Genomic DNA, 19,831 nt, shown 5'->3' on the forward strand with positions numbered 1-19,831 from the left:
GGACCGGCGGTGCGTCAGACCGCCTCGAGAATCATCGCGTTGGCCAGTCCCCCGGCCTCGCACATGGTCTGCAGGGCGTAGCGCGCACCGCGTTCGCGCATCGCGTGGACCAGGGTCGCCGTCAGCCGGGTGCCGCTGGCGCCGAGCGGATGCCCGAGGGCGATGGCGCCGCCGTGGACGTTGACCCTGGCGAGGTCGGCGCCGGTCTCCTGCTGCCAGGCCAGGACCACACTGGAGAACGCCTCGTTGACCTCGAAGAGGTCGATGTCGCCGAGCGTGAGCCCGGCCCGGCGGAGCACCTTCTCGGTCGCCGGGACGACACCGGTGAGCATCAGCAGCGGGTCGGAGCCGGTGACGGCGAAGCTGTGCAGCCGCGCGAGCGGACGCAGGCCGAGACGGGCGGCGGTGTCGGTCGAGGTGATGAGCACGGCCGACGCTCCGTCGTTGATCGGGCTGGCGTTGCCCGCGGTGACGTTCCACTCGATCTGCGGGAAGCGCTCGGCGAAGGCCGGGTCGTGATAGGCGGGCCGGAGGCCGGCCAGGACCTCGGTGGTGCTGTCCGGCCGTACGCACTCGTCGCGCGCGACCCCGTCGAGGGGCGCCAGCTCGGCGTCGAAGAGCCCGGCGTCCCAGGCCGCGGCGGCCCTGTGGTGCGAGGTGACGGCGAAGGAGTCCATCTGCTCGCGGGTGATCGACCACTTGGCGGCGATGAGTTCGGCGCTGATGCCCTGCGGAACGAGGCCTTCGGGGTAGCGCTCGACCACTGTGGGGCCGAAGGGATCCTTGCCCTCGGGCACGTTGGACCACATCGGCACCCGGCTCATGGACTCCACACCGCAGGCGACGACGACGTCGTACGCGCCGGCGATGACGCCCTGGGCGGCGAAGTGGACGGCCTGCTGCGACGAGCCGCACTGGCGGTCCACGGTGGTGGCCGGGACGGACTCCGGCAGACCGGCGGACAGGGCCGCGTAGCGGGTGGTGTTCATGGCCTGCTCGCCGACCTGGTCGACGGTGCCGCCGATGACGTCGTCGATCAGTCCCGGGTCGACACCGGAGCGCTCGACGAGGGTGCGCAGGGTATGGGCGAGGAGATCGACGGGGTGGACGTGGGCCAGGGCACCGTGCGGCTTGCCCTTGCCGATGGGGGTGCGTACGGCTTCGACGACGACTGCGTCACGCATGGTGCGGGCCTCCTTGGCCGGTCGGGCGGTGACGGTGGCGCTCCAGGAGCGGCGTACTGGTGAGTAGGAAATCCGGACCCACCTTAGCGCTGTAGGTTGGAAAATCAAACCCTCCTCTAGACTTGCCCGTATGGCCGCCTCCTCCAAAGACCCGCGCCCCTGCTCCATCGCCGACACGCTCGCGCTCGTCGGCGAGAAGTACTCGCTGCTCGTCCTGCGTGAGGTGTGCCTCGGCAACGGCCGTTTCGACCAGCTGGTGCGCAACATCGGCGCGCCGCGCGACATCCTGGCCACGCGACTGCGGCGGCTGGTCGACGCCGGAATCCTGGTCAAGCACCCCTACAGCGAACGCCCGCAGCGCTTCGAGTACCGGCCCACCCGGGCAGGGCTGGAGCTCGAGCCCGTTCTGCTGACCCTCAAGGAGTGGGGCGACCGCCATCTGCGTCAGGACCGCGACCTGCCGATGGTGCTCGAGCACAGGTGCGGCGACGCGTTCGTTCCGGTCGTCACGTGCCGGGCCTGCGGCGGCGAGGCGCGGCACGAGGAGCTGACGCCCCACCCGCAGTCCCCGGGGTGGACGGTGGGCGGCCCGACGGCGGCCTGAGCACGGGCGGCGAGCCACAACGCCCCTGCACCGGGGGTTCATCTTGGGGCGCTACGCTTCGCCCTCGGCGCGCCTGATCATCGATCACCGCAGACGGCGGTGAGGTGTGCCCTTCGCCCGTCCCACGATCGGCACTTGGACTCCGTTACCTCATGTCTTGGTTTGAATCCCTCATCCTCGGGCTCGTCCAGGGGCTGACCGAGTTCCTGCCCGTCTCCTCCAGCGCGCACCTGCGGCTGACCGCGGCCTTCTCCGGCTGGGAGGATCCGGGCGCGGCCTTCACCGCGATCACCCAGATCGGCACGGAGACGGCGGTGCTGATCTACTTCCGCAAGGACATCGGCCGGATCCTGTCCGCCTGGACCCGCTCCCTCACCGACAAGGCGATGCGCCGGGACCCGGACGCGCGCATGGGCTGGCTGGTGATCGTCGGCTCGATCCCGATCGGCGTGCTCGGGGTGACCCTCAAGGAGCAGATCGAGGGACCGTTCCGTGATCTGCGGCTCACGGCGGCGATGCTGATCGGCATGGGCATCGTGCTCGGCGTCGCCGACCGGCTCGCGGCACGGGACGAGACCGGCGGCCGGCACCGCGTGGCCAAACGGCGCAAGGAGCTCGGGGACCTCACCGTCAGGGACGGCCTGATCTACGGCGTCTGCCAGGCCATGGCGCTCATCCCGGGCGTCTCCCGCTCCGGCGCCACCATCAGCGGCGGCCTGTTCATGGGCTACCGGCGGGAGGCCGCGGCCCGCTACTCCTTCCTGCTCGCCATCCCCGCGGTGCTGGCCTCCGGTCTGTTCGAGCTGAAGGACGCGTCCGAGGGCGGACACGTCTCCTGGGGGCCGACGCTCTTCGCGACCGTCATCGCCTTCGCGGTGGGGTACGCGGTGATCGCCTGGTTCATGAAGTTCATCTCGACCAAGAGCTTCATGCCGTTCGTCTGGTACCGCATCGTGCTCGGCGTCGTGATCATCGTCCTGGTCGCCATGGGCACATTGAGCCCGCACGCGGCGGAGTCGGCGGGCTGAACCGGGGCGGGACGTGACCCGGGCGGGACTGACCCTGGCGGGACGTGACCGCGGCACGTGACCGAGGACATACGGCACGGGTAGCCGTCCGGTAGCGCACTGTCAGCGCCTGGGCCTAGGCTTGTCCGCATGTCCCCCGACTTAACGACCCCTGGTTCCGTGCGGCCCGCCGCCGAGGTCAACGAGCAGATCCGCGCCCTATGGCTGCGCGCGGGCGGCTCACTGTCCCCCCAGGAGCGCGCCGCGTACGAGCTGCTCGTGGTCGAGTGGGCGGCGGCGATCCGCGGCCGGGTCGTCGAAGCGGCCTGACCCTCCCCGCCCTTTCGCCGCCGCGCGTCAGCGTCCGCCCGCGACCCTCAGGACCGTCCCCGTGGCGTACGAGGCGTCCGGCGACATCAGCCACGCCACGGCCGCTGCGATCTCCTCCGCCCGTCCCGCCCGGCGCAGCGGAATGCTTCCGGCCATCTCCCGGGCCCGGTGCGGGGCCCCCATGGCGGCGTGCATCTCCGTGTCGACCAGGCCTGGGGCGACCCCGTTGACCCGGATCCCGTCCGGGCCGAGCTCCTTGGACAGCCCCAGGGTCAGGGCGTCGACGGCGGCCTTGGTCGCGGCATAGTGCACGTACTCGTTCGGGCTGCCCAGCGTGGCCGCGCCCGACGAGATGTTCACGATGACGCCCGCACCGCGGGGCACCATCAGCTGGGCGGCCCGCCGCGCACACAGCATCGTTCCCATCAGGTTGACGTCGAGGACCCGCCGCAGCGTCCCGGTGTCGGCCTCCGTGAACCGCCCCAGCGGCCCGGTCACCGCCGCGTTGTTCACCAGCCCCGTCACGGGCCCGAGCTCCCGCTCCGCCGCCTCGAAGAGCCGCTCGACCTCCGCCTCGACGGAGGTGTCGGCGCGCACGGCCACGGCACGGGCCCCGGCCGCCCGCACTCCCTCCGCCACCCCCTCGGCGGCGGCGGAGTCACGCACGTAGTTCACCACCACGTCGTGTCCTTCCGCGGCGAGCCGCAGACAGGTCGCGGCCCCGATCCCGCGGCCGCCCCCGGTGACCACCGTGACCAGACGCTTCATGAGTTCCTCCTGGTGAAGAGCACGAGATGAAGATCCTCAGGCTCGCAGATGCGCGAGCACGTCGTCACCCAGGGCACACGGTCGTTCATCGGGCAACAGCCCGGACGCCTGCTCGAGGCTCCCCTCCCGCACCAGGGCGTGGATCTCCTTCGCGAGCGGCGTCACGTCCTCGATGCCCACGATCCACTCGTCCGCGTACCGCGCGGCCGCCTCCCCCGAGAGCCCCAGTTGCAGGGAGCGGTACGGCAGCGGATCGAGGCGCAGATCGCGCTCCGGATCCCATTGCACCCGCGCGGACGCCTGCCGCAACTCCCGCTTCCAGGCCGCCGCGTCACCGTGCAGAGCGGGGACGTGGTGGGACAGACACGCGTTCCGCAACGCCCAGACGAATCCCTCCCGGCTGATCTCCACGGCCAGCACCGTCTCCTGGTCCTTCTTCGTGGCCCACCCGCAGCGGTACATCATCCAGAGGAAGGACGGCTTGACCCAGGTCATGCGCTCCCGGCTCCAGGACGACGGGAAGCGGCCGTGGCGGGCCGCGGCGTTGCCGATCCGGGGGCGGTAGGCCTGGTAAACGGTGACGGTGGATGCGGTGTGGCGGGCGCGCACCTCGAACTTGGGGCGCCTGTCCGGCTGCTGGTTCACGGCGTACAGCCTCCGCCCCGCGGTGCGTCGACGGCCAGTGAATATCCGCGAACCCCTTGGCTCCGGTCGTCCCATGGCCAACACTGAGCCGATGACGCAGCGTGTGGAGCTCGCGACCGTTAGGGACCGGCTGGCCCTGGACGGGCTCGTCACCGAGTACGCAATCGCCGTGGACGACGGCGACTGGGAGGCGTACCGAGGGCTGTTCACGCCGGACGGGCGGGCGGACTACCGCTCGGCCGGCGGCATCGAGGGGGACGCCGGGGCGGTGGCCGGATGGCTGGCCGAGAGCCTCGGGGCGTTCCCCGTGCGGCAGCATCTGATCGTCAACCGGCGGGTGCGGTTCGGGATCTGGGAACAGGACACCGGTGACACGGCACAGGTGCAGGCGGACTACGTGAACCCGATCGGCCGGACCGGGCAGGACGGCGCGTCCGCCGCGCTCGACTTCGTGTGCGGCGGGCGCTGTGCCTTCGCGATGCTGCGCACGGACGAGGGCTGGCGGCTGAGCGAGGTGGTCGTGCGGGAGAAGTGGCGCCGTGCTCCGCAGCGCCGGGCGGCTCCTGTGATCAACTGAACCGGTGTGCACTGAGCCGGATCGCCCCCGGGACGCACACTGGAGGCACTACGGGGTAGGGAGGCGTCCATGAAGTCGCTCGGCCACTGGCTCGCCTCCCCGTGGCGCCGCTCGACCGCCGCCGCGGTCGTGGGCGCCCTGCCCGTCCTGGCGTTCCCCGCACCGTCCCTGTGGTGGTTCGCCTACGTCGCCCTCGTCCCCTGGATCCTGCTGGTCCGTAGCGCTCCGACGGGCAGGCGGGCGGCCCTCGACGGCTGGTGGGGCGGGTTCGGCTTCATGCTGGCCATGCACCACTGGCTGCTGCCGAACCTGCACGTGTTCACGTTCGTCATCGCCGCCCTGCTCGGCGCGCTGTGGGCGCCGTGGGGGTGGCTGGTGCGGCGGATGCTGGGCGGAGTGCCCTCGCGGGGAAGGGTCGCCGCCGCGCTCGTCGTGGTGCCCTCGGGGTGGCTGGCGATCGAGCTGGTGCGGTCCTGGCAGGGGCTCGGCGGGCCCTGGGGTGTGCTCGGTGCGAGCCAGTGGGAGGTGGGGGCAGCGCTGCGGCTCGTGTCGGTGGGCGGAGTGTGGCTGACGAGCTTCCTGATCGTGGCCCTGAACGTCGCCGTGGCCGTGCTGACCGCGGTCCGGCAGGCCAGGGTGCCGGCCATCGCCGGGCTGGTCGCCGCGGCTGCGGCCACCTCCGCCGCCTGGCTCTGGGCGCCGCGCCCGGACACCTACGACCGGACCCGCATCGCACTCGTGCAGCCGGGAGTGGTGTCCGGGCCCGACAGCGCCGACCGCCGCTTCGACCGCGAGGAGCGGCTCACGCGCGAGCTGGCCGGGCAGGAGATCGGCCTGATCGTCTGGGGCGAGAGCAGCGTCGGCTTCGACCTCGGGGACCGGCCCGACCTCGCGCGGCGGCTGGCCGCGCTGTCCCGGGAGACGGGCGCGCGGATCCTGGTCAACGTGGACGCGCGGCGCTCGGACAAGCCCGGTATCTACAAGAGTTCGGTGCTGATCGGCCCGGACGGCCCGACCGGCGACCGGTACGACAAGATGCGACTGGTCCCGTTCGGCGAGTACGTCCCGGCCCGCTCCCTGCTGGGCTGGGCGACCTCCGTCGGCGAGGCGGCCGGTGAGGACCGCAGGAAGGGGTCCGAGCAGGTGGTGATGGACGCGGGGCACGGGCTGCGGATCGGTCCCATGGTGTGCTTCGAGTCGGCGTTCCCCGACATGAGCAGGCATCTCGCGCAGGACGGCGCCGATGTGCTGCTCGCCCAGTCCTCCACGTCGACGTTCCAGCAGAGCTGGGCGCCCGCGCAGCACGCCTCGCTGGCCGCGCTGCGCGCCGCGGAGACCGGCCGCCCCATGGTGCACGCCACCCTGACGGGCGTCTCCGCCGTGTACGGCCCTGACGGCGGACGCGTCGGTCCCCGGCTCGGCACGGACACCGCCGCCGCCCAGGTGTACGAGGTGCCGCTCGCACACGGCACCACGCTCTACGTCCGCTTCGGCGACTGGCCGCTGCACGCGGCGCTGCTGATCCTCGCCGCCTGGGGCGTCACCGGGGTGGTGCGTTTCAGGCGGGGCCCTCGTGAATCGCTCGTACCACCCGCTCGCACAGCTCATGGGTCGCCAGGGCGTCCCGGGCGCTGAGCACCTTTCCCGCGCGCACCGCGTCGAGGAAGGCGAGCACCACCTGCTCGATGCCGCGCTGCCGTGCCACCGGCACCCAGTCCCCGCGCCGCCGCACGGTCGGCTGGCCCTTGTGGTCGATCACCTCGGCGAGGTTGACCACCTGACGCTTGGTGTCCTGCCCGGAGACCTCCAGGATCTCCTCCGCCGAGCCGCTGAGCCGGTTCATCACGCCGAGCGCGGTGAAGCCCTCCCCGGAGAGCTGGAGCACCACGTGGTGCAGGAGCCCGTCCTCGGTGCGGGCGCGCACGGTCACGTCGTCGACCGGGCCGGGCACCAGGAAGCGCAGCGTGTCCACGACGTGGATGAAGTCGTCGAGGATCATGGTGCGCGGTTCCTCCGGCAGCCCGATCCGGTTCTTCTGCATCAGGATCAGCTCACGCGGGTGGTCGGCGCACTGCGCGTAACCGGGGGCGTAGCGGCGGTTGAAGCCGACGGCGAGGCTCGTGCCCCGTTCCTCGGCGAGCGTCACCAGCCGCTCGGAGTCGACGAGTTCGTAGGCGAGCGGCTTGTCGACGTACGTCGGCACGCCCGCCTCGAGGAGCCGGGTCACGATCTCGGGGTGGACCTCGGTGGGCGCGTGCACGAAGGCGGCGTCGAGGTCCTGGGCGAGCAGGGAGTCCAGGTCCGCGTGGCGCCGGCCGGCCGGGAGGTGGAGGCCGTCGGCGACCCGTTCGAGGGTCGCGGGGGTGCGGGTCTGCAGGTGCAGGTCCACTCCGGGCAGGGTGGCGAGTACCGGAAGGTAGGCCTTCTGCGCGATGTCGCCGAGTCCGATGCAGCCGACCTTCACGGGGGGTTCTCCTCTAGCCCTTGCCTGCCCTGGTCCGGGAAGCATACGGCTGTTGCGGCGGGCGCCAGTCGGCGATCCCGTCGAAGCCGCGCAGGAGCAGCGTGGGAGCGGCCTTCGACACCGCCGCGAGCGCGTTGTCGCGTACGGCGATGCCGACGCGGCCGGTCATCAGGTTGAGGCGGGCCGTCCGCACCGCCCTGCGGGTGATCGCGGTGGTGCGCGGCAGCCTGGCCGCGGTGTAGGCGGGCAGGTCGTCGACGTGGTGGGCGAGGGTCACGGCGTCCTCGACGGCCTGGTTGCCGCCCTGGCCGAGGGTGGGCGGCATGGCGTGCGCGGCGTCGCCGACCAGGGCCGTCCTGCCGTGGTGGTGGGCGGGCAGCGGCTCGGCGATGTGGTGGACGTCGTGACGGAGCACGTCCTCGGGGCGGGCCGCGGCCAGTACCTCGGGCACCGGGGTGTGCCAGTCGCCGTAGAGCCGCAGCAGTTCGGCCCGCTCGTCCGGGGCGCGTTCCCCCGCGGGTGCCACGGCGGCGGCGTAGGCGTAGACCCTGCCGTCCTTGAGCGGGTGCGTGCCCCAGATGCGGCCCGGCCCCCAGGTCTCGTGCGAGGCGAACTCCACACCGGGCAGCGCAATCACCACCCGCCAGGTGGTGAAGCCCGAGTACACGGTCCCGGGATGACCGGGGAACAGGACGCGGCGGACGGCGGAGTGGATGCCGTCCGCGGCCACGACCAGGTCGGCCTCGAGGTCACCGTCGGGGGTGCCGACGCGCGCGGGCCGGCCCGGGTCGCCCGGGACGCCGGGGTCGAGGAGACGGGCGGCGGTGGCCGTGCGGACCGCGCCGGCCGGGAGCCGGGCCGCGAGGTGGTCGACGAGGGTGGCGCGGTGGAGCAGGACGAGGGGTCCGCCGAAGCGTTCGGCCGTGGCGGCGGAATCGGTCCGGGACAGCCACCGTCCGCCCGGCGCGCGCAGCCCTCCGTCGCCCTGCCAGGCCGACAGGGCGCGGATGTCGTCACCCAGCCCAATGACGTCCAGCCCGCGCAGCGCGTTGGGCGACAGGGAGATGGCCGCGCCGACCGGTTCCAGGGAGCCGGCGCGCTCCAGCACCGTGACCCGCACACCGCGCTGGGACAGGGCGACGGCGGTGGTCAGGCCGCCGATTCCGCCGCCGATCACGATCGCCCGTTCGACCCTTGCCATGGCTCCTCCTCGGAACGGATCCGCTCCCGCGCCACTACATCTGTAGTGAGCGCTCGACTCCACCGTACTACAGCCGTAGTGCGGCGGGTAGTTTGACCTCCATGTCCGTACGCACCACAGGCGCGTCCCGTGCCGATCTCGTCGCCGACACCGCCCTCGCCCTGCTCGCCGAGCGCGGGATGCGCGGACTGACCCACCGGGCGGTCGACGAGGCGGCCGGGCTCCCCCAGGGATCCACGTCGAACCTGGCGCGCACCCGGCAGGCACTGCTGGAACTCGCGGTGCGACGGCTCGCCGAGCGGGAGGCACGGGTCCTCGCGCTGCACGAGATGCCCGATCCGCGGGCCGGCGCCCCCTCCCTGCTGGACGCCTTGGCCCTGGCCACCCACCGCGCGCTCACGGGGAACCGGGCACTGACCCTCGCCCGCTACGAACTGGCCCTGGAGGCCACCCGGCGGCCCGAACTGCGTGCGTATTTCGATGCGGCCGGCGCCCGTTTCCGCGATCAGCTGACCGCCCTCGTCACCGGGCTCGGCTCCACGGACCCCGAGCGCCATTCGCTGTCCCTGATCGCCTGGGCGGACGGACTGATGTTCTCCTGTGTGGCCGGTTCCTTCAGCGCGCGCGTGCCGAGCCTCGCGGAGGTCCGCTCGGACCTGGGGGAACTGCTGGCCGGAATGCTCGGCGCGGAAAAGCCTTGGTGAAAGGGCTGCGCTCCGGGCCAGGATGGCGGCATGACGATCGAGCGCACCGAACCCGCAGTCGACGCCGACGAACGCGCCATGCTGGAGGGGTGGCTCGACTACCACCGCAGCACCCTCGCCCGGAAGTGCGAAGGGCTGACCGACGAACAGCTGCGCACCGCGTCGGTGCCGCCCTCGGAGCTGTCCCTGATGGGTCTGGTACGGCACATGTCGGAGGTGGAGCGGAGCTGGTTCCGCAGGGTGCTCGCGGACGAGGACGCGGGGCCCCTGTACTACAGCGAGGCCGACCGGGACGGCGAGTTCCACATGACCGAGGCGGACACCTGGCAGGAGGCGTACGCCACCTGGCAGGCCGAGATCGAGGCCGCCCGGCGCAACGCGGCCGGCTTCGCCCTGGACGATCCGTCCCGGGGCCCCAGCAGGTTCAGCGCCGATCCGCACAGCCTGCGCTGGATCTACACCCACATGATCGAGGAGTACGCGCGGCACAACGGTCACGCCGACCTGATCCGCGAGCGGCTGGACGGCGCAACGGGCGAGTGACGTCACCTCTGATGCCGCCGGGGCGTCCGTACGGGGCGGGAGATCACCCGTGCGGGGCATGCTGCGCCTGTCCGCCCTCTCCCGGGCGGCCGGAGCCAGCAGAGTGGCGCGGGTGCAACGAACGACGACCACAGCAACGCTTCTGGTGACCGTGGCGGTCTCCGCCCTCTCGGGCTGTGTGACCGTCCAGCGTCCCCTGGCCCCCGGGCCGGCGACGGCACCGCCCCAACGGATCGGGCCGGGCCCGGACGGGCGGGACGAGACGCAGGTGGTGCAGGCACCGGCGCGCGAGGCCCTGGAGATGGTCGGCCCGTCCCGGCCCTCGAAGAAGCCGGCGTCGCCCTCGCACCGCGCCGCGCCGACAACCCCGCCGGAGCGGAGCACGCCCTCCGAGGGCCGGACGCTTCCGGCCCGTCCCGAGCCGGACGCGCGCGTGCCGTCGCGGCCGCCGATGGACCTTCCCGATGCCGGGGGGCCGCCGAACGGTGCCTCGGCCGCGCCGGACCTCTGTGCGCTGGGCCGGGAGTACGGAGGCTGGCGCCCGGGCAGTCCGGAGGCGGCCATCTGCCAGGAGACCTACGGCCGCTGAACGACACGCGCCGGCCCGGCCGGGGACCTGCGATGCGCCCGGTCCTCCGGCGCCTGCCCGCCCCATCCCGTCGCCCGCTCGGAGGGGCAGCGCCCCACGCTGCCCGGTGCGGGCGATGGCACGGCCCCGGCGGTCCTCGTGACGGAGCCACGTGCACGGTTCGGCAACGCGGCGAGCCCGCGTGCCAGGCGTCGCGGGACAGGCGGGCAGAATACGGGCGAGCCCTCAGGGACGCTGTCGCGGCGGCCCCCAGCCGCCGGGGGCCCCGTCCTCGCCCAGCCGGATCTCCAGCCGACGGATGGCGGCCCGGACGCCCTCGCCGTAGCGGTCGTCGGCGAGGGCGCGTGCCGCGCCGCGAGCCCGGCCGAGGTGCGCGCGGGCGTCGTCGGGGCGGCCGAGGCGGGCGTAGTCGTCGGCCAGGTTGAGGTGCAGCGAGGGGTAGAGGGCGCGCACCGCGAGGGAGTCCTCGTAGGTGTCGGACCGGTCGTCCGCGACCTCCTCGGCCGCCGTCAGCGCCCGCAGGTCCCAGGCCAGTTCGTGCTCGGGGTCGTCCTGGGTGTCGGCGAGGTAGTGGGCCAGTGTGCAGCGGTGCAGGGGATCGCCGTGCTCGCCGATCTCCGCCCACAGGCCGAGGAACCGGTGCCGGGCCTCCTCGCGGTCCCCCGCGTGGTGCAGCATCACGACCTGACCGATCCGTGTCAGCACGGCGTCCGGCGCCGCCTGCCCCTGTCGCTCCGTCACCCTGTCCTCCGCACCGCTCGCCGGCTGTCGTCCCCCGACGCTAACCGCGGGCCGGGGCGACACCGGACAAGCCGCTCCGTGAACCTCGAGCGGGCCGGGTGCGGTGCCGACGCGACCGTCGGCACCCGGCACGGCCTCGGCGGTGTCAGCCCACGTTCGGGACGGTCCAGTCGATCGGCGCGTGGCCCTGCGCGGCCACCGCCTCGTTGATCTGGGTGAACGGACGGGATCCGAAGAACTTCTTCGCCGACAGCGGCGAGGGATGCGCCCCCTTGACCACCACGTGCCGACTCTCGTCGATCAGTGGCAGCTTCTTCTGCGCGTAGTTGCCCCACAGCACGAAGACCGCCGGATCGGGCCGGTTGGCCACCGCGCGGATCACCGCGTCGGTGAACAGCTCCCAGCCGCGCCCCTTGTGCGAGTTGGCCTCCCCCGCGCGGACCGTGAGCACCGCGTTGAGCAGGAGCACGCCCTGCCGGGCCCACGGCATCAGATAGCCGTTGTCCGGAATGGGCGTGCCCAGTTCGGCGTGCATCTCCTTGTAGATGTTGCGCAGCGACGGGGGAATCTTCACGCCGGGCCGCACCGAGAAGCACAGGCCGTGCCCCTGGCCCTCGCCGTGGTAGGGGTCCTGGCCGAGGACCAGGACCTTCACCTCGTCGTACGGCGTGGCCTCCAGCGCCGCGAAGACCTCCTCGCGGGGCGGGTACACGGGACCGTTCGCCCGCTCCTCCTCGACGAACTCGGTCAGCTCCTTGAAGTAGGGCTGCTGCAGCTCGTCGCCCAGAACCCCGCGCCAGGACTCGGGCAGCATGGCGATGTCGGTCACGTCAATGTCCTTACGTGTGCGGTCGCTTCCAGGTCACCGAACCTACAGGCGACCACTGACAACCGCCGCGCGGACGGCCGTTCCCGGGGCTACCAGCTGGTCTTCCGGGACAGCTGCCACACCATCATGATCGTGGACGGGTCCAGCGCCCGCTCCGCGCCCGAGATGTCCCGGCTCGCCGCCACGTACTGCCGGCCCTGCCACAGCGGCAGCAGCCGCACGTCGTCGACGAGGATCTGCTGGGCCTCCTCGAACTGCTTCACCACGTTGCCGCGGTCGCTCTCCCGGCGGGAGCTGGGCAGCAGCTCGGTCGTGATCTTGGTCGCCTCGTAGGGGGTGCCGAGCGCGTTCTGCTTGCCGACGAACGGCGCGATGAAGTTGTCCGCGTCCGGGAAGTCAGGGAACCAGCCACGCCCGAACACGGGGTACTGGCCCTTCTGGTAGCCCTCGACGTACGTCTTCCAGGGGCGGCTCTTGAGGGTGACGTCGAACAGCTTCGACGCCTCCAGCTGACGCTCGAGCTCCTTGAACTCCAGCGCGGTCTCGGAGCCGTAGCGGTCCGTGGTGTACCAGAGAGTGAGCGGGACCGGCTCGGTGATGCCCGCGTCGGTGAGGATCTCCCGGGCCTTGTCGACGCTCGGCTCGCCGTAGTCGTCGAAGAAGCCGGTGGTGTGCCCGGTGAGACCCTTGGGGACCATGGAGTACAGCGGATCGACGGTGTCCTTGTAGACCTTGTGCGCGATCGCCGCGCGGTCCACGACCTGGGCGACGGCCTGGCGCACCTCCTGCTTGCCGGCCCACGGGTCCTTCGGGTTGAACACCAGGTAGTTGATGTCCGTCCCGCTGCCCTCGACGAGCTGGATCTCCTCCTCCTTGGCGGCCCTGCCCTGGAACTCGATGACGTCGCTGGCGGCCAGTCCTCGGTAGGTCAGGTGGATCTGGTCGTCGCGCAGCGCCTTGACCATGGTGCCGGAGTCCTGGAAGTAGCGGATGGTCACCGCGTTGTTCCGGCGGTCGGCATAGCCCTTGTACCGGTCGTTGCGGACGAGTTCGGCCGTCTTGCCCTCGTCGTACGACTGCAGGGTGTAGGGGCCCGAACCGACGACGCCGTTCTCCTCGCGCAGGGCGTCCGCCGGGTAGGCGTCGGGGTCGACGATCGACATGGCGGGCGTGGCGAGGACGAACGGGAAGGTGGCGTCCGGCTTGTTGAGGTAGAAGACGACCTCGCGCTCACTGGGTACCTGCACCCGTTCGAGGCTGCCGAGCAGACCGGCGGGGCCGCCGTTGACGTTGATCTCCCGGATCCGGTCGATGGAGTGCTTGACCGCCTTGGCGTCGAGCGTGCCGCCGTCGGAGAACTTCAGGCCCTCGCGCAGCTCGCAGCGGAACACCTGGTTGGAGCTGTCGGAGAACTCGCAGTTCTCCGCGGCGTCCGGCTGGGGCGTGGTGGCACCCACCGGGTAGCTCAGCAGGGTCTGGTAGATGTTGCGGAACAGCTCCCAGGAGCTGTCCCATGAGGCGGCAGGATCCAGCGTGCTGGGCGAGCTGGTGGTGCCCACGACTATCGGTCCTTCGTCGTCCGAGCTGTCGGACGACAGGACGCCGCATCCGGTTACCAGGGACGACATGGCCGCGATGGCTGCCACCCGCCGCAGGCATCGGTTCCGGTTGAACACGCGCACGCTCCTCGATCTGCCATACCAAGGGTCGGCAGACCATACCGCAGTGACACCCCTGCTGACCCTCCTGTGTACAGCCCTTGAGATCGACTTCGCGATGACTACGTTGTCACCCGCCGTCGCGGCCCGGATACGCCGACACGGGCGCCGTTTTCGTCAACGGACGCCCGTGTCGGGAGAGTCCTGCGCGGCCCGCGCGCGGCGCGCTCGCACGCGCGCGGGCGGGCGTGTCAGGCCACGCCGGCGTTCAGGAAGATGCCGCCGTCGACGACCAGGGTCTGACCCGTGACCCAGTCCGACTGGCCGGAGGTGAGGAAGGCCGCGGCGCCGCCGATGTCGGAGGGCACGCCGAGGCGGCCCAGCGGGTAGCCCGCGGCGGCCTCCTCCTCCCGGCCCTCGTACAGGGCCTGCGCGAACTTGGTCTTCACCACTGCCGGGGCGATGGCGTTGACCCGCACCTTGGGCGCGAACTCGTGCGCCAGCTGCTGGGTCAGGTTGATCAGCGCGGCCTTGCTGACGCCGTAGGCGGCGATGAACGGCGAGGGCGCCAGGCCCGCGACGGAGGCGATGTTGACGATCGCGCCGCCGTTGTCCTTCTGCCAGGCGTGCCAGGTCTTCTGCGCGAAGCCCAGCGCCGAGATCACGTTGGTCTCGAACACCTTGCGCGCCACGTTCAGGTCGAGGTCGGCGATCGCCCCGAACACCGGGTTGGTGCCGGCGTTGTTGACCAGGTAGTCGACGCGGCCGAAGGCCTCCATGGCGCGCTCGACGGCGACGGCCTGGTGGGCCTCGTCGTGCGCCTTGCCCGCGACGTACACGGCCCGGTCGGCGCCGAGCTTCTCGACGGCCTCCTTGAGGGCGTCCTCGGTGCGGCCGGTGATGCAGACCCGGTCGCCCCGCGCGACGAGCGCTTCGGCGACGCCGTAGCCGATGCCGCGGCTGGCGCCGGTGATGAGGGCTACCTTGCCCGAAAGTTCCACAGCAGTCATGTTCCCGGTCTTCCTAGTCGAGCGGTCCGCCGGCGACGTACAGCACCTGGCCGGAGACGAAGCCGGCGGCCTCGCCGGTGAAGAAGGCGATCGCGTTGGCGATGTCCTCGGGCTCGCCGACACGGGCGACCGGGATCTGGGTCGCGGCGGCGGCCTTGAAGTCCTCGAAGCCCATGCCGACACGGTCGGCGGTGGCCTTGGTCATCTCGGTGGCGATGAAGCCCGGGGCGACGGCGTTGGCGGTGACGCCGAACTTGCCGAGCTCCTTGGCAAGGGTCTTGGTGAAGCCCTGCAGACCCGCCTTGGCGGCCGAGTAGTTGACCTGGCCGCGGTTGCCGAGGGCGGAGGAGGACGACAGGTTGACGATCCGGCCGAAGCCGGCGTCCACCATGTGCTTCTGACAGGCCTTCGACATCAGGAACGCGCCGCGCAGGTGCACGTTCATGACGGTGTCCCAGTCGGAGACGCTCATCTTGAACAGCAGGTTGTCCCGCAGCACGCCCGCGTTGTTGACCAGGATCGTGGGCGCGCCGAGCTCCTCGGTGATCCGCGCGACGGCCGCCTCGACCTGTGTCTCGTCGGAGACGTCGCAGCCGACCGCGAGGGCCTTCCCGCCCGCGGCGGTGATCTTCTCGACGGTGTCCTTGCAGGCGGCCTCGTCGAGGTCGATCACGGCGACCGCGCGGCCTTCGGCGGCCAGTCGTACGGCGGTGGCGGCGCCGATGCCGCGCGCGGCGCCGGTGACGACCGCGACCCGCTGCTCAGTGGTGGACATTGCTGCTTCTCCTCGCCCTTGGGATGCGGCTCCTGCGGTCGGACCCGGTTGAGTGAGCGACCGCTTAGTACCTTCAGCAGACGTGACGCTAGAAGCCCTGGCACCCGGTGTCAACGGCACACCGCGCGTGTGTGATCCATTCCCCGCGCGGCGGCCTCCCGCGCGCGGGGACGCACGCCCGTCGCGGCCGGCGGCGCCGGGCACCCGATCGGCCCAGCGCTGCGCGACCGCGCGACCGGCGGCGCCTAGCGTCGAAGCGCGAGCCACCCGCGGCCGGAAAGGAGGCGTTCCATGCGCCGTCGCACCGGTGCCATAGGCACGCTGATCGCGCTCGCCGCGATCGTGCCGTTGGCCGACCCCGCTCACGCCCAGGACCTGGACTGCAGCGACTTCACCTATCAGGAGGACGCGCAGACCTTCTTCGACCTGGACCGGAGCGATCCGCACCGGCTCGACGAGGACCCGGGGCCGGACGACGGTCTGGCCTGCGAGGCGCTTCCCCGACGCGGCCTCACCTCGTCCACGTTCCGGCCCGCGCCGTCCACACCCGCCCCCACCCGGTCACCGTCACCGTCGTCGACGACCGCTTCGCCCACCCGGACCGCGACTCCCACGTCCGCGCCGACGACACGGTCGGCGCCCGCCACGACCGCGCCCGCGACCACCGCGCCCGCGACACCCGCCTCCGTCGCACCCACGCGCGGTGTGCAGGGCGGGCTGGGCGGTGCCTCGGACTCCGGGCCGAGCGGGCTGGAGACGGGCATCGGCGCGACGTTCGTGACGGGCGCCGTCCTCGCGGCCGGACTCCTGGTGAGGCGCCGCCGCTCCTGACGGGCCGAGCGCGGACGCCCTGCGGTCAGCGCACGAGCAGATCGAGCAGCCGTTCCACCTCCGCCGCCGGATCGGCGGTGAGCCCGGTGTGCACGGGACCGGGCCGGACGATGGTGGACCGGGGCGCGATCAGCCAGCGGAAGCGCCGTCCGGCGTCGTCCCGCGCGGCCTGTCCCGCCGCGTCCCCGCCGGCGCAGACTCCCTCGACCGCGCGCAGCGCGGCCCGCACGCCGGGCAGATCCGCCGCCGGATCGAGCGCCAGCAACCGCGCCTCGTCGAGGTGGGTACGGGCCGCGACGAAGGACTTGGGGCGGCAGTACACGAGCACCCCGGCGTTGACGCACTCGCCGCGCTCGATGCGCGGTACCACCCTCAGCAGCGCGTACTCGTAGACGTGCCGGTCGCTCACTGGTCCCCCTCGAGGCCGTGGATGCGCTGGTGAACGGTGGCGGCGCGGGCGATCAGTGGCCGCGCGTAGGCCTGCCGGAGTTCTCCGGGCGTGTCGAAGCCTTGCTCACCTGCCAGCCAGACGTCGGGGACCTCCGCGGTGACCGCGGCCAGCAGGTCCTCGGTGACCAGCGGGGCGAGGTCCGCGGCGGCGGCCGCGACGTCCGGGGCGAAGGTCCTCAGGGCGTGGTCGGAGGCGTCGTAGGGGCGGGCGGCGGAGGCGGCGGCGCCGGGCCAGTTGTGATGCCAGATCATCGTGGCGCCGTGGTCGATCAGCCAGAGACCGTCGCGCCGCCGGAGCAGATTGGGGTTGCGCCACGAGCGGTCGACGTTGTTCACCAGCGCGTCGAACCAGACGATCCGTCCGGCCTCCTCGGGACTCACCTCGAAGGCGAGCGGATCGAAGCCGAGGGCGCCGGAGAGGAAGGCCATGCCGAGGTTGGTGCCGCCGCTGGACTTGAGCAGCTGCTGCACCTCCTGGTCGGGTTCCCCGAGCCCCAGCACGGGGTCGAGTTCGACGGTGACCAGCCGCGGCACCCTCAGACCCAGCCGACGGGCCAGCTCCCCGCAGACCACCTCGGCGACCAGCGTCTTGCGGCCCTGCCCGGCGCCGGTGAACTTCAGGACGTAGGTCCCCAGGTCGTCCGCCTCGATCAGTCCGGGCAGCGAGCCGCCCTCGCGCAGGGGCGCGATGAAACGGGTCGCGATGACTTCCTTGAGCATCGCCCCAGGCTACTGGCGTGCCACCGCACGTCGGGGACGGGCCGGGCGGGGAAGGACCGCACCCGACAGCGAAACGACAGCTGCGATTTACGCCCCTCCGACCGCGGGCACGCCAAGCTCTCGGCATCTCCTGAACGGCGTGGGCCCGCTGACCGTACCTCTCCGCAGATCATCTGCTCTCCCCGAAGGGACACATCAGCATGACCGCATCGCTTCGACCTGCATCCGGACCCGCCCGTCGAACCGTCGTGACGGCGGCCGGAGCGGCGGGCCTCGCCGTCGCGCTGACCGCGTGCGGGAGCTCCGACGACGACGCGTCGAGCTCCTCCGCCGACTCCGGCTCCAGCTCCTCCGGCTCCGACGGCGGCTCCGACGGCGGCTCGGGCGGCGGCTCGGGCGGCGGCGATGCGGCCGCCGGTGCCGAGCCGCTCGCCTCGACCGCGGACATCCCCGAGGGCGGCGGAAAGGTCTTCGCCGACCGCAAGGTGGTGGTCACCCAGCCGACGGCGGGCGAGTTCAAGGCGTTCTCGGCCACCTGCACCCACCAGGGGTGCGCGGTGAAGAGCGTCGCCGACGGGGTCATCAACTGCCCCTGCCACAACAGCAACTTCTCCATCGCCGACGGCAGTGTGAAGGGGGGCCCGGCGACCAAACCGCTGCCCGCGGTGGAGATCAGCGTCAGCGGGGACTCGATCACCCTCGCCTGAGGCGGCACCATGCACGACATGAGAGAAGAAGGGGCCGTATGACCGCCACGCAGCGCCGGGGCCGGAAAATCATGATGACGCCCGGGGAGCTGGACGATTTCCTGACCGTCCAGCGCACCTGCCGGGTCGCCACGGTGTCCGCCGACGGCACGCCGCACGTCAGCACGCTCTGGTTCGCCTGGGACGGGACCTCGCTGTGGCTGTACTCCGTGGTGCGCAGCAGGCGCTGGGCGGATCTGCGGCGTGATCCCCGGGTGGCGATCGTGGTCGACACGGGTGAGGAGTACGACGAGCTGCGCGGTGCCGAGCTGTCCGGGCGGGTGGAGTTCGTGGGCGAGATTCCGCGTACGGGCGAGCTGCGCGCGGAGCTCGACGTGCCCGAGACCCTGTTCGCCCGCAAGAACTTCGGTCTGGACGAGATGCCCCATGACGGGCGGCACGCCTGGCTGCGTCTGACGCCGGAGAAGATCGTTTCCTGGGACTTCAGGAAGCTGCCGACGCTGCCGTAAGGCCGCCCGTCGCTCTCCCGGGCCCCTGGCTACGCGTTCACCCCTCCTACGCGCTCCCCGGCCGTCCGCAGCGCGCTCACCGCCGCGCGGATGGACGGGCGGCGGTCCGCGTCCGCGCGCCAGACCACGAAGACGTGCCGTCGCACCCGCTGGCGCAAGGGAATGGTCACCACCCCGTCGGGCAGCGGGTTACGCCCGAGCAGGGGGGCGATGCAGACGCCGAGCCCCGCCGCGACCAGGCCGAGCTGGGTATGGCTCTCGGCCGCGCGGTGGCCGACGACCGGCTCGATGCCCTTCGAACGCAGGGTGAACATGAGCCATTCGTGGCAGAACTCGCCCTCGCCCCAGGTGATCCACTCGTCCTCGGCGAACTCCGCGAGATCCACCTCGTCACGGCCGGCCAGCGGGTGGCCGGCCGGAATCGCCACGTCGGCCGGGTCGTCCAGCAGCAGCGCCTTGACCAGACCGTCGGGCAGTGGCATCGGCTTGTTGTACCAGTCGAGCACGACGGCGAGATCGAGGTCCCCGCGGACCACGCCCCGGATGCCCTGCTCCGGTTCGAGCTCGCGGGAGCGCACGCGCAGCGCGGGATGTCGTGCGCGCAGATCCGCGAGCGCGACCGGGAACAGCCCGCGCGCGGCGGTCGGGAACGCCGAGACGCGCAGCTCACCGGCAACCTGGCCGCGCTGCGCCTCCAGATCGGACTGGGCGAGCTCGACCTGGGAGAGGATCCGCGCGGCGTGTTCGGCCAGCAGCCGGCCCGCGTCCGTGAGCCGCACGCCGCGCCCGTTCTTGGCCAGCAGCTGCTGGCCGACCTCGCGCTCCAGCTTGGCCATCTGCTGCGAGACGGCCGACGTGGTGATGTGCAGGCCCTCGGCGGCGCCGGTGACCGAGCCGTGCCGTGCGAACGCGTCCAGGGTGCGCAGGCGCTCCAGGTTCAACATGTAAGTGATGCTACGAGATACCGCTTTCGAAATCTCGATTG

Annotated in this window: 24 protein-coding genes; 11 read left to right on the plus strand and 13 right to left on the minus strand. The window is 72.1% G+C overall.

Translation table 11 applies throughout. The features are described 5' to 3' along the window. Positions 1-14 precede the first annotated feature (14 nt). Entirely contained in the window at positions 15-1,184 is a 1,170-nt protein-coding gene (locus ACZ44S_RS15830; protein ID WP_466929051.1) for a thiolase family protein, read from the minus strand. Between the two features lie 130 nt (positions 1,185-1,314). Here ACZ44S_RS15830 and ACZ44S_RS15835 point away from each other — a divergent pair, with 130 nt between their 5' ends. The 3 genes from ACZ44S_RS15835 to ACZ44S_RS15845 all read left to right on the plus strand — a co-directional run bounded on the left by ACZ44S_RS15835 (position 1,315) and on the right by ACZ44S_RS15845 (position 3,125). After that, positions 1,315-1,788, plus strand: a complete 474-nt coding sequence (locus ACZ44S_RS15835) for a winged helix-turn-helix transcriptional regulator (RefSeq protein WP_466929054.1) — start codon at positions 1,315-1,317, stop codon at positions 1,786-1,788. Between the two features lie 152 nt (positions 1,789-1,940). Beyond that, positions 1,941-2,816, plus strand: a complete 876-nt coding sequence (locus tag ACZ44S_RS15840) for an undecaprenyl-diphosphate phosphatase (RefSeq protein ID WP_466929057.1) — start codon at positions 1,941-1,943, stop codon at positions 2,814-2,816. A 129-nt stretch (positions 2,817-2,945) separates the two neighbouring features. After that, positions 2,946-3,125 carry a hypothetical protein gene (locus ACZ44S_RS15845; protein WP_466929060.1) on the plus strand — a complete coding sequence of 60 codons (180 nt, stop codon included), beginning with the start codon at positions 2,946-2,948 and terminating at the stop codon, positions 3,123-3,125. A 27-nt stretch (positions 3,126-3,152) separates the two neighbouring features. Here the strand turns inward: ACZ44S_RS15845 and ACZ44S_RS15850 are convergent, their stop codons facing one another. Together ACZ44S_RS15850 and ACZ44S_RS15855 are read right to left on the minus strand one after the other, a co-directional pair. Beyond that, on the minus strand, positions 3,153-3,893 hold the full coding sequence (locus ACZ44S_RS15850; protein WP_466929063.1) for an SDR family NAD(P)-dependent oxidoreductase: 741 nt from the start codon (positions 3,891-3,893) through the stop codon (positions 3,153-3,155). A 36-nt stretch (positions 3,894-3,929) separates the two neighbouring features. Then, a complete protein-coding gene (locus ACZ44S_RS15855; protein ID WP_466929065.1) occupies positions 3,930-4,538 on the minus strand; it encodes a DUF4291 domain-containing protein in 609 nt (202 codons plus the stop codon). Positions 4,539-4,629: 91 nt separating this feature from the next. Here ACZ44S_RS15855 and ACZ44S_RS15860 point away from each other — a divergent pair, with 91 nt between their 5' ends. Then, positions 4,630-5,115 carry a nuclear transport factor 2 family protein gene (locus ACZ44S_RS15860; RefSeq protein WP_466929067.1) on the plus strand — a complete coding sequence of 162 codons (486 nt, stop codon included), beginning with the start codon at positions 4,630-4,632 and terminating at the stop codon, positions 5,113-5,115. Positions 5,116-5,184: 69 nt separating this feature from the next. Continuing rightward, on the plus strand, positions 5,185-6,750 hold the full coding sequence (gene lnt / locus ACZ44S_RS15865) for an apolipoprotein N-acyltransferase (RefSeq protein WP_466929070.1): 1,566 nt from the start codon (positions 5,185-5,187) through the stop codon (positions 6,748-6,750). Here lnt and ACZ44S_RS15870 read toward each other — a convergent pair. Both ACZ44S_RS15870 and ACZ44S_RS15875 read right to left on the minus strand, forming a co-directional pair. Further along, the gene (locus ACZ44S_RS15870; RefSeq protein ID WP_466929073.1) at positions 6,674-7,579 is read right to left on the minus strand and encodes a Gfo/Idh/MocA family protein; all 906 of its coding nucleotides are present in this window, start codon (positions 7,577-7,579) and stop codon (positions 6,674-6,676) included. The genes lnt and ACZ44S_RS15870 overlap by 77 nt on opposite strands. A gap of 13 nt (positions 7,580-7,592) precedes the next feature. Next, a complete protein-coding gene (locus tag ACZ44S_RS15875) occupies positions 7,593-8,780 on the minus strand; it encodes an FAD-dependent monooxygenase (protein WP_466929075.1) in 1,188 nt (395 codons plus the stop codon). A 101-nt stretch (positions 8,781-8,881) separates the two neighbouring features. Between ACZ44S_RS15875 and ACZ44S_RS15880 the strand changes: the two genes are divergently transcribed. From ACZ44S_RS15880 to ACZ44S_RS15890, 3 genes are all read left to right on the plus strand, one after another. After that, positions 8,882-9,484, plus strand: a complete 603-nt coding sequence (locus tag ACZ44S_RS15880; protein WP_466929078.1) for a TetR/AcrR family transcriptional regulator — start codon at positions 8,882-8,884, stop codon at positions 9,482-9,484. Between the two features lie 30 nt (positions 9,485-9,514). Further along, entirely contained in the window at positions 9,515-10,027 is a 513-nt protein-coding gene (locus ACZ44S_RS15885; RefSeq protein WP_466929080.1) for a DinB family protein, read from the plus strand. 103 nt (positions 10,028-10,130) lie between these two features. Then, positions 10,131-10,616, plus strand: a complete 486-nt coding sequence (locus ACZ44S_RS15890) for a hypothetical protein (protein ID WP_466929187.1) — start codon at positions 10,131-10,133, stop codon at positions 10,614-10,616. A gap of 225 nt (positions 10,617-10,841) precedes the next feature. Here the strand turns inward: ACZ44S_RS15890 and ACZ44S_RS15895 are convergent, their stop codons facing one another. The 5 genes from ACZ44S_RS15895 to fabG form a co-directional block, all read right to left on the minus strand. After that, complete coding sequence (locus tag ACZ44S_RS15895) at positions 10,842-11,357, minus strand: hypothetical protein (RefSeq protein WP_466929082.1); 516 nt, start codon at positions 11,355-11,357, stop codon at positions 10,842-10,844. A 145-nt stretch (positions 11,358-11,502) separates the two neighbouring features. After that, positions 11,503-12,186, minus strand: a complete 684-nt coding sequence (gene ung / locus ACZ44S_RS15900) for a uracil-DNA glycosylase (RefSeq protein WP_466929084.1) — start codon at positions 12,184-12,186, stop codon at positions 11,503-11,505. 89 nt (positions 12,187-12,275) lie between these two features. After that, positions 12,276-13,862 (minus strand): ABC transporter substrate-binding protein, encoded by a 1,587-nt coding sequence (locus tag ACZ44S_RS15905; protein WP_466929085.1) that lies wholly within the window; start codon positions 13,860-13,862, stop codon positions 12,276-12,278. A gap of 233 nt (positions 13,863-14,095) precedes the next feature. Beyond that, positions 14,096-14,854 (minus strand): SDR family oxidoreductase, encoded by a 759-nt coding sequence (locus ACZ44S_RS15910; protein ID WP_466929088.1) that lies wholly within the window; start codon positions 14,852-14,854, stop codon positions 14,096-14,098. 13 nt (positions 14,855-14,867) lie between these two features. Next, complete coding sequence (fabG, locus tag ACZ44S_RS15915) at positions 14,868-15,629, minus strand: 3-oxoacyl-ACP reductase FabG (protein ID WP_466929091.1); 762 nt, start codon at positions 15,627-15,629, stop codon at positions 14,868-14,870. A 291-nt stretch (positions 15,630-15,920) separates the two neighbouring features. On the opposite strand from fabG, the gene ACZ44S_RS15920 reads away from it, so the two are divergent. Then, positions 15,921-16,460: an excalibur calcium-binding protein gene (locus ACZ44S_RS15920; RefSeq protein WP_466929093.1), complete on the plus strand. Its 540-nt coding sequence runs from the start codon at positions 15,921-15,923 to the stop codon at positions 16,458-16,460. A 25-nt stretch (positions 16,461-16,485) separates the two neighbouring features. Here ACZ44S_RS15920 and ACZ44S_RS15925 read toward each other — a convergent pair whose 3' ends face one another. Next, positions 16,486-16,869 (minus strand): DUF3037 domain-containing protein, encoded by a 384-nt coding sequence (locus tag ACZ44S_RS15925; RefSeq protein WP_466929096.1) that lies wholly within the window; start codon positions 16,867-16,869, stop codon positions 16,486-16,488. Continuing rightward, positions 16,866-17,630, minus strand: coding sequence for a HipA family kinase (locus tag ACZ44S_RS15930; RefSeq protein WP_466929098.1), 765 nt, complete (start codon positions 17,628-17,630; stop codon positions 16,866-16,868). The genes ACZ44S_RS15925 and ACZ44S_RS15930 overlap by 4 nt, the downstream gene beginning before the upstream one ends. A gap of 200 nt (positions 17,631-17,830) precedes the next feature. On the opposite strand from ACZ44S_RS15930, the gene ACZ44S_RS15935 reads away from it, so the two are divergent. Together ACZ44S_RS15935 and ACZ44S_RS15940 are read left to right on the plus strand one after the other, a co-directional pair. Next, complete coding sequence (locus ACZ44S_RS15935) at positions 17,831-18,337, plus strand: Rieske (2Fe-2S) protein (RefSeq protein ID WP_466929100.1); 507 nt, start codon at positions 17,831-17,833, stop codon at positions 18,335-18,337. 38 nt (positions 18,338-18,375) lie between these two features. Beyond that, the gene (locus ACZ44S_RS15940) at positions 18,376-18,846 is read left to right on the plus strand and encodes a pyridoxamine 5'-phosphate oxidase family protein (RefSeq protein WP_190163705.1); all 471 of its coding nucleotides are present in this window, start codon (positions 18,376-18,378) and stop codon (positions 18,844-18,846) included. Positions 18,847-18,875: 29 nt separating this feature from the next. Here the strand turns inward: ACZ44S_RS15940 and ACZ44S_RS15945 are convergent, their stop codons facing one another. Continuing rightward, positions 18,876-19,790 carry a LysR family transcriptional regulator gene (locus tag ACZ44S_RS15945; RefSeq protein WP_466929103.1) on the minus strand — a complete coding sequence of 305 codons (915 nt, stop codon included), beginning with the start codon at positions 19,788-19,790 and terminating at the stop codon, positions 18,876-18,878. Between the last annotated feature and the right edge of the window lie 41 nt (positions 19,791-19,831).

The organism is Streptomyces malachitofuscus (genome assembly GCF_055571035.1).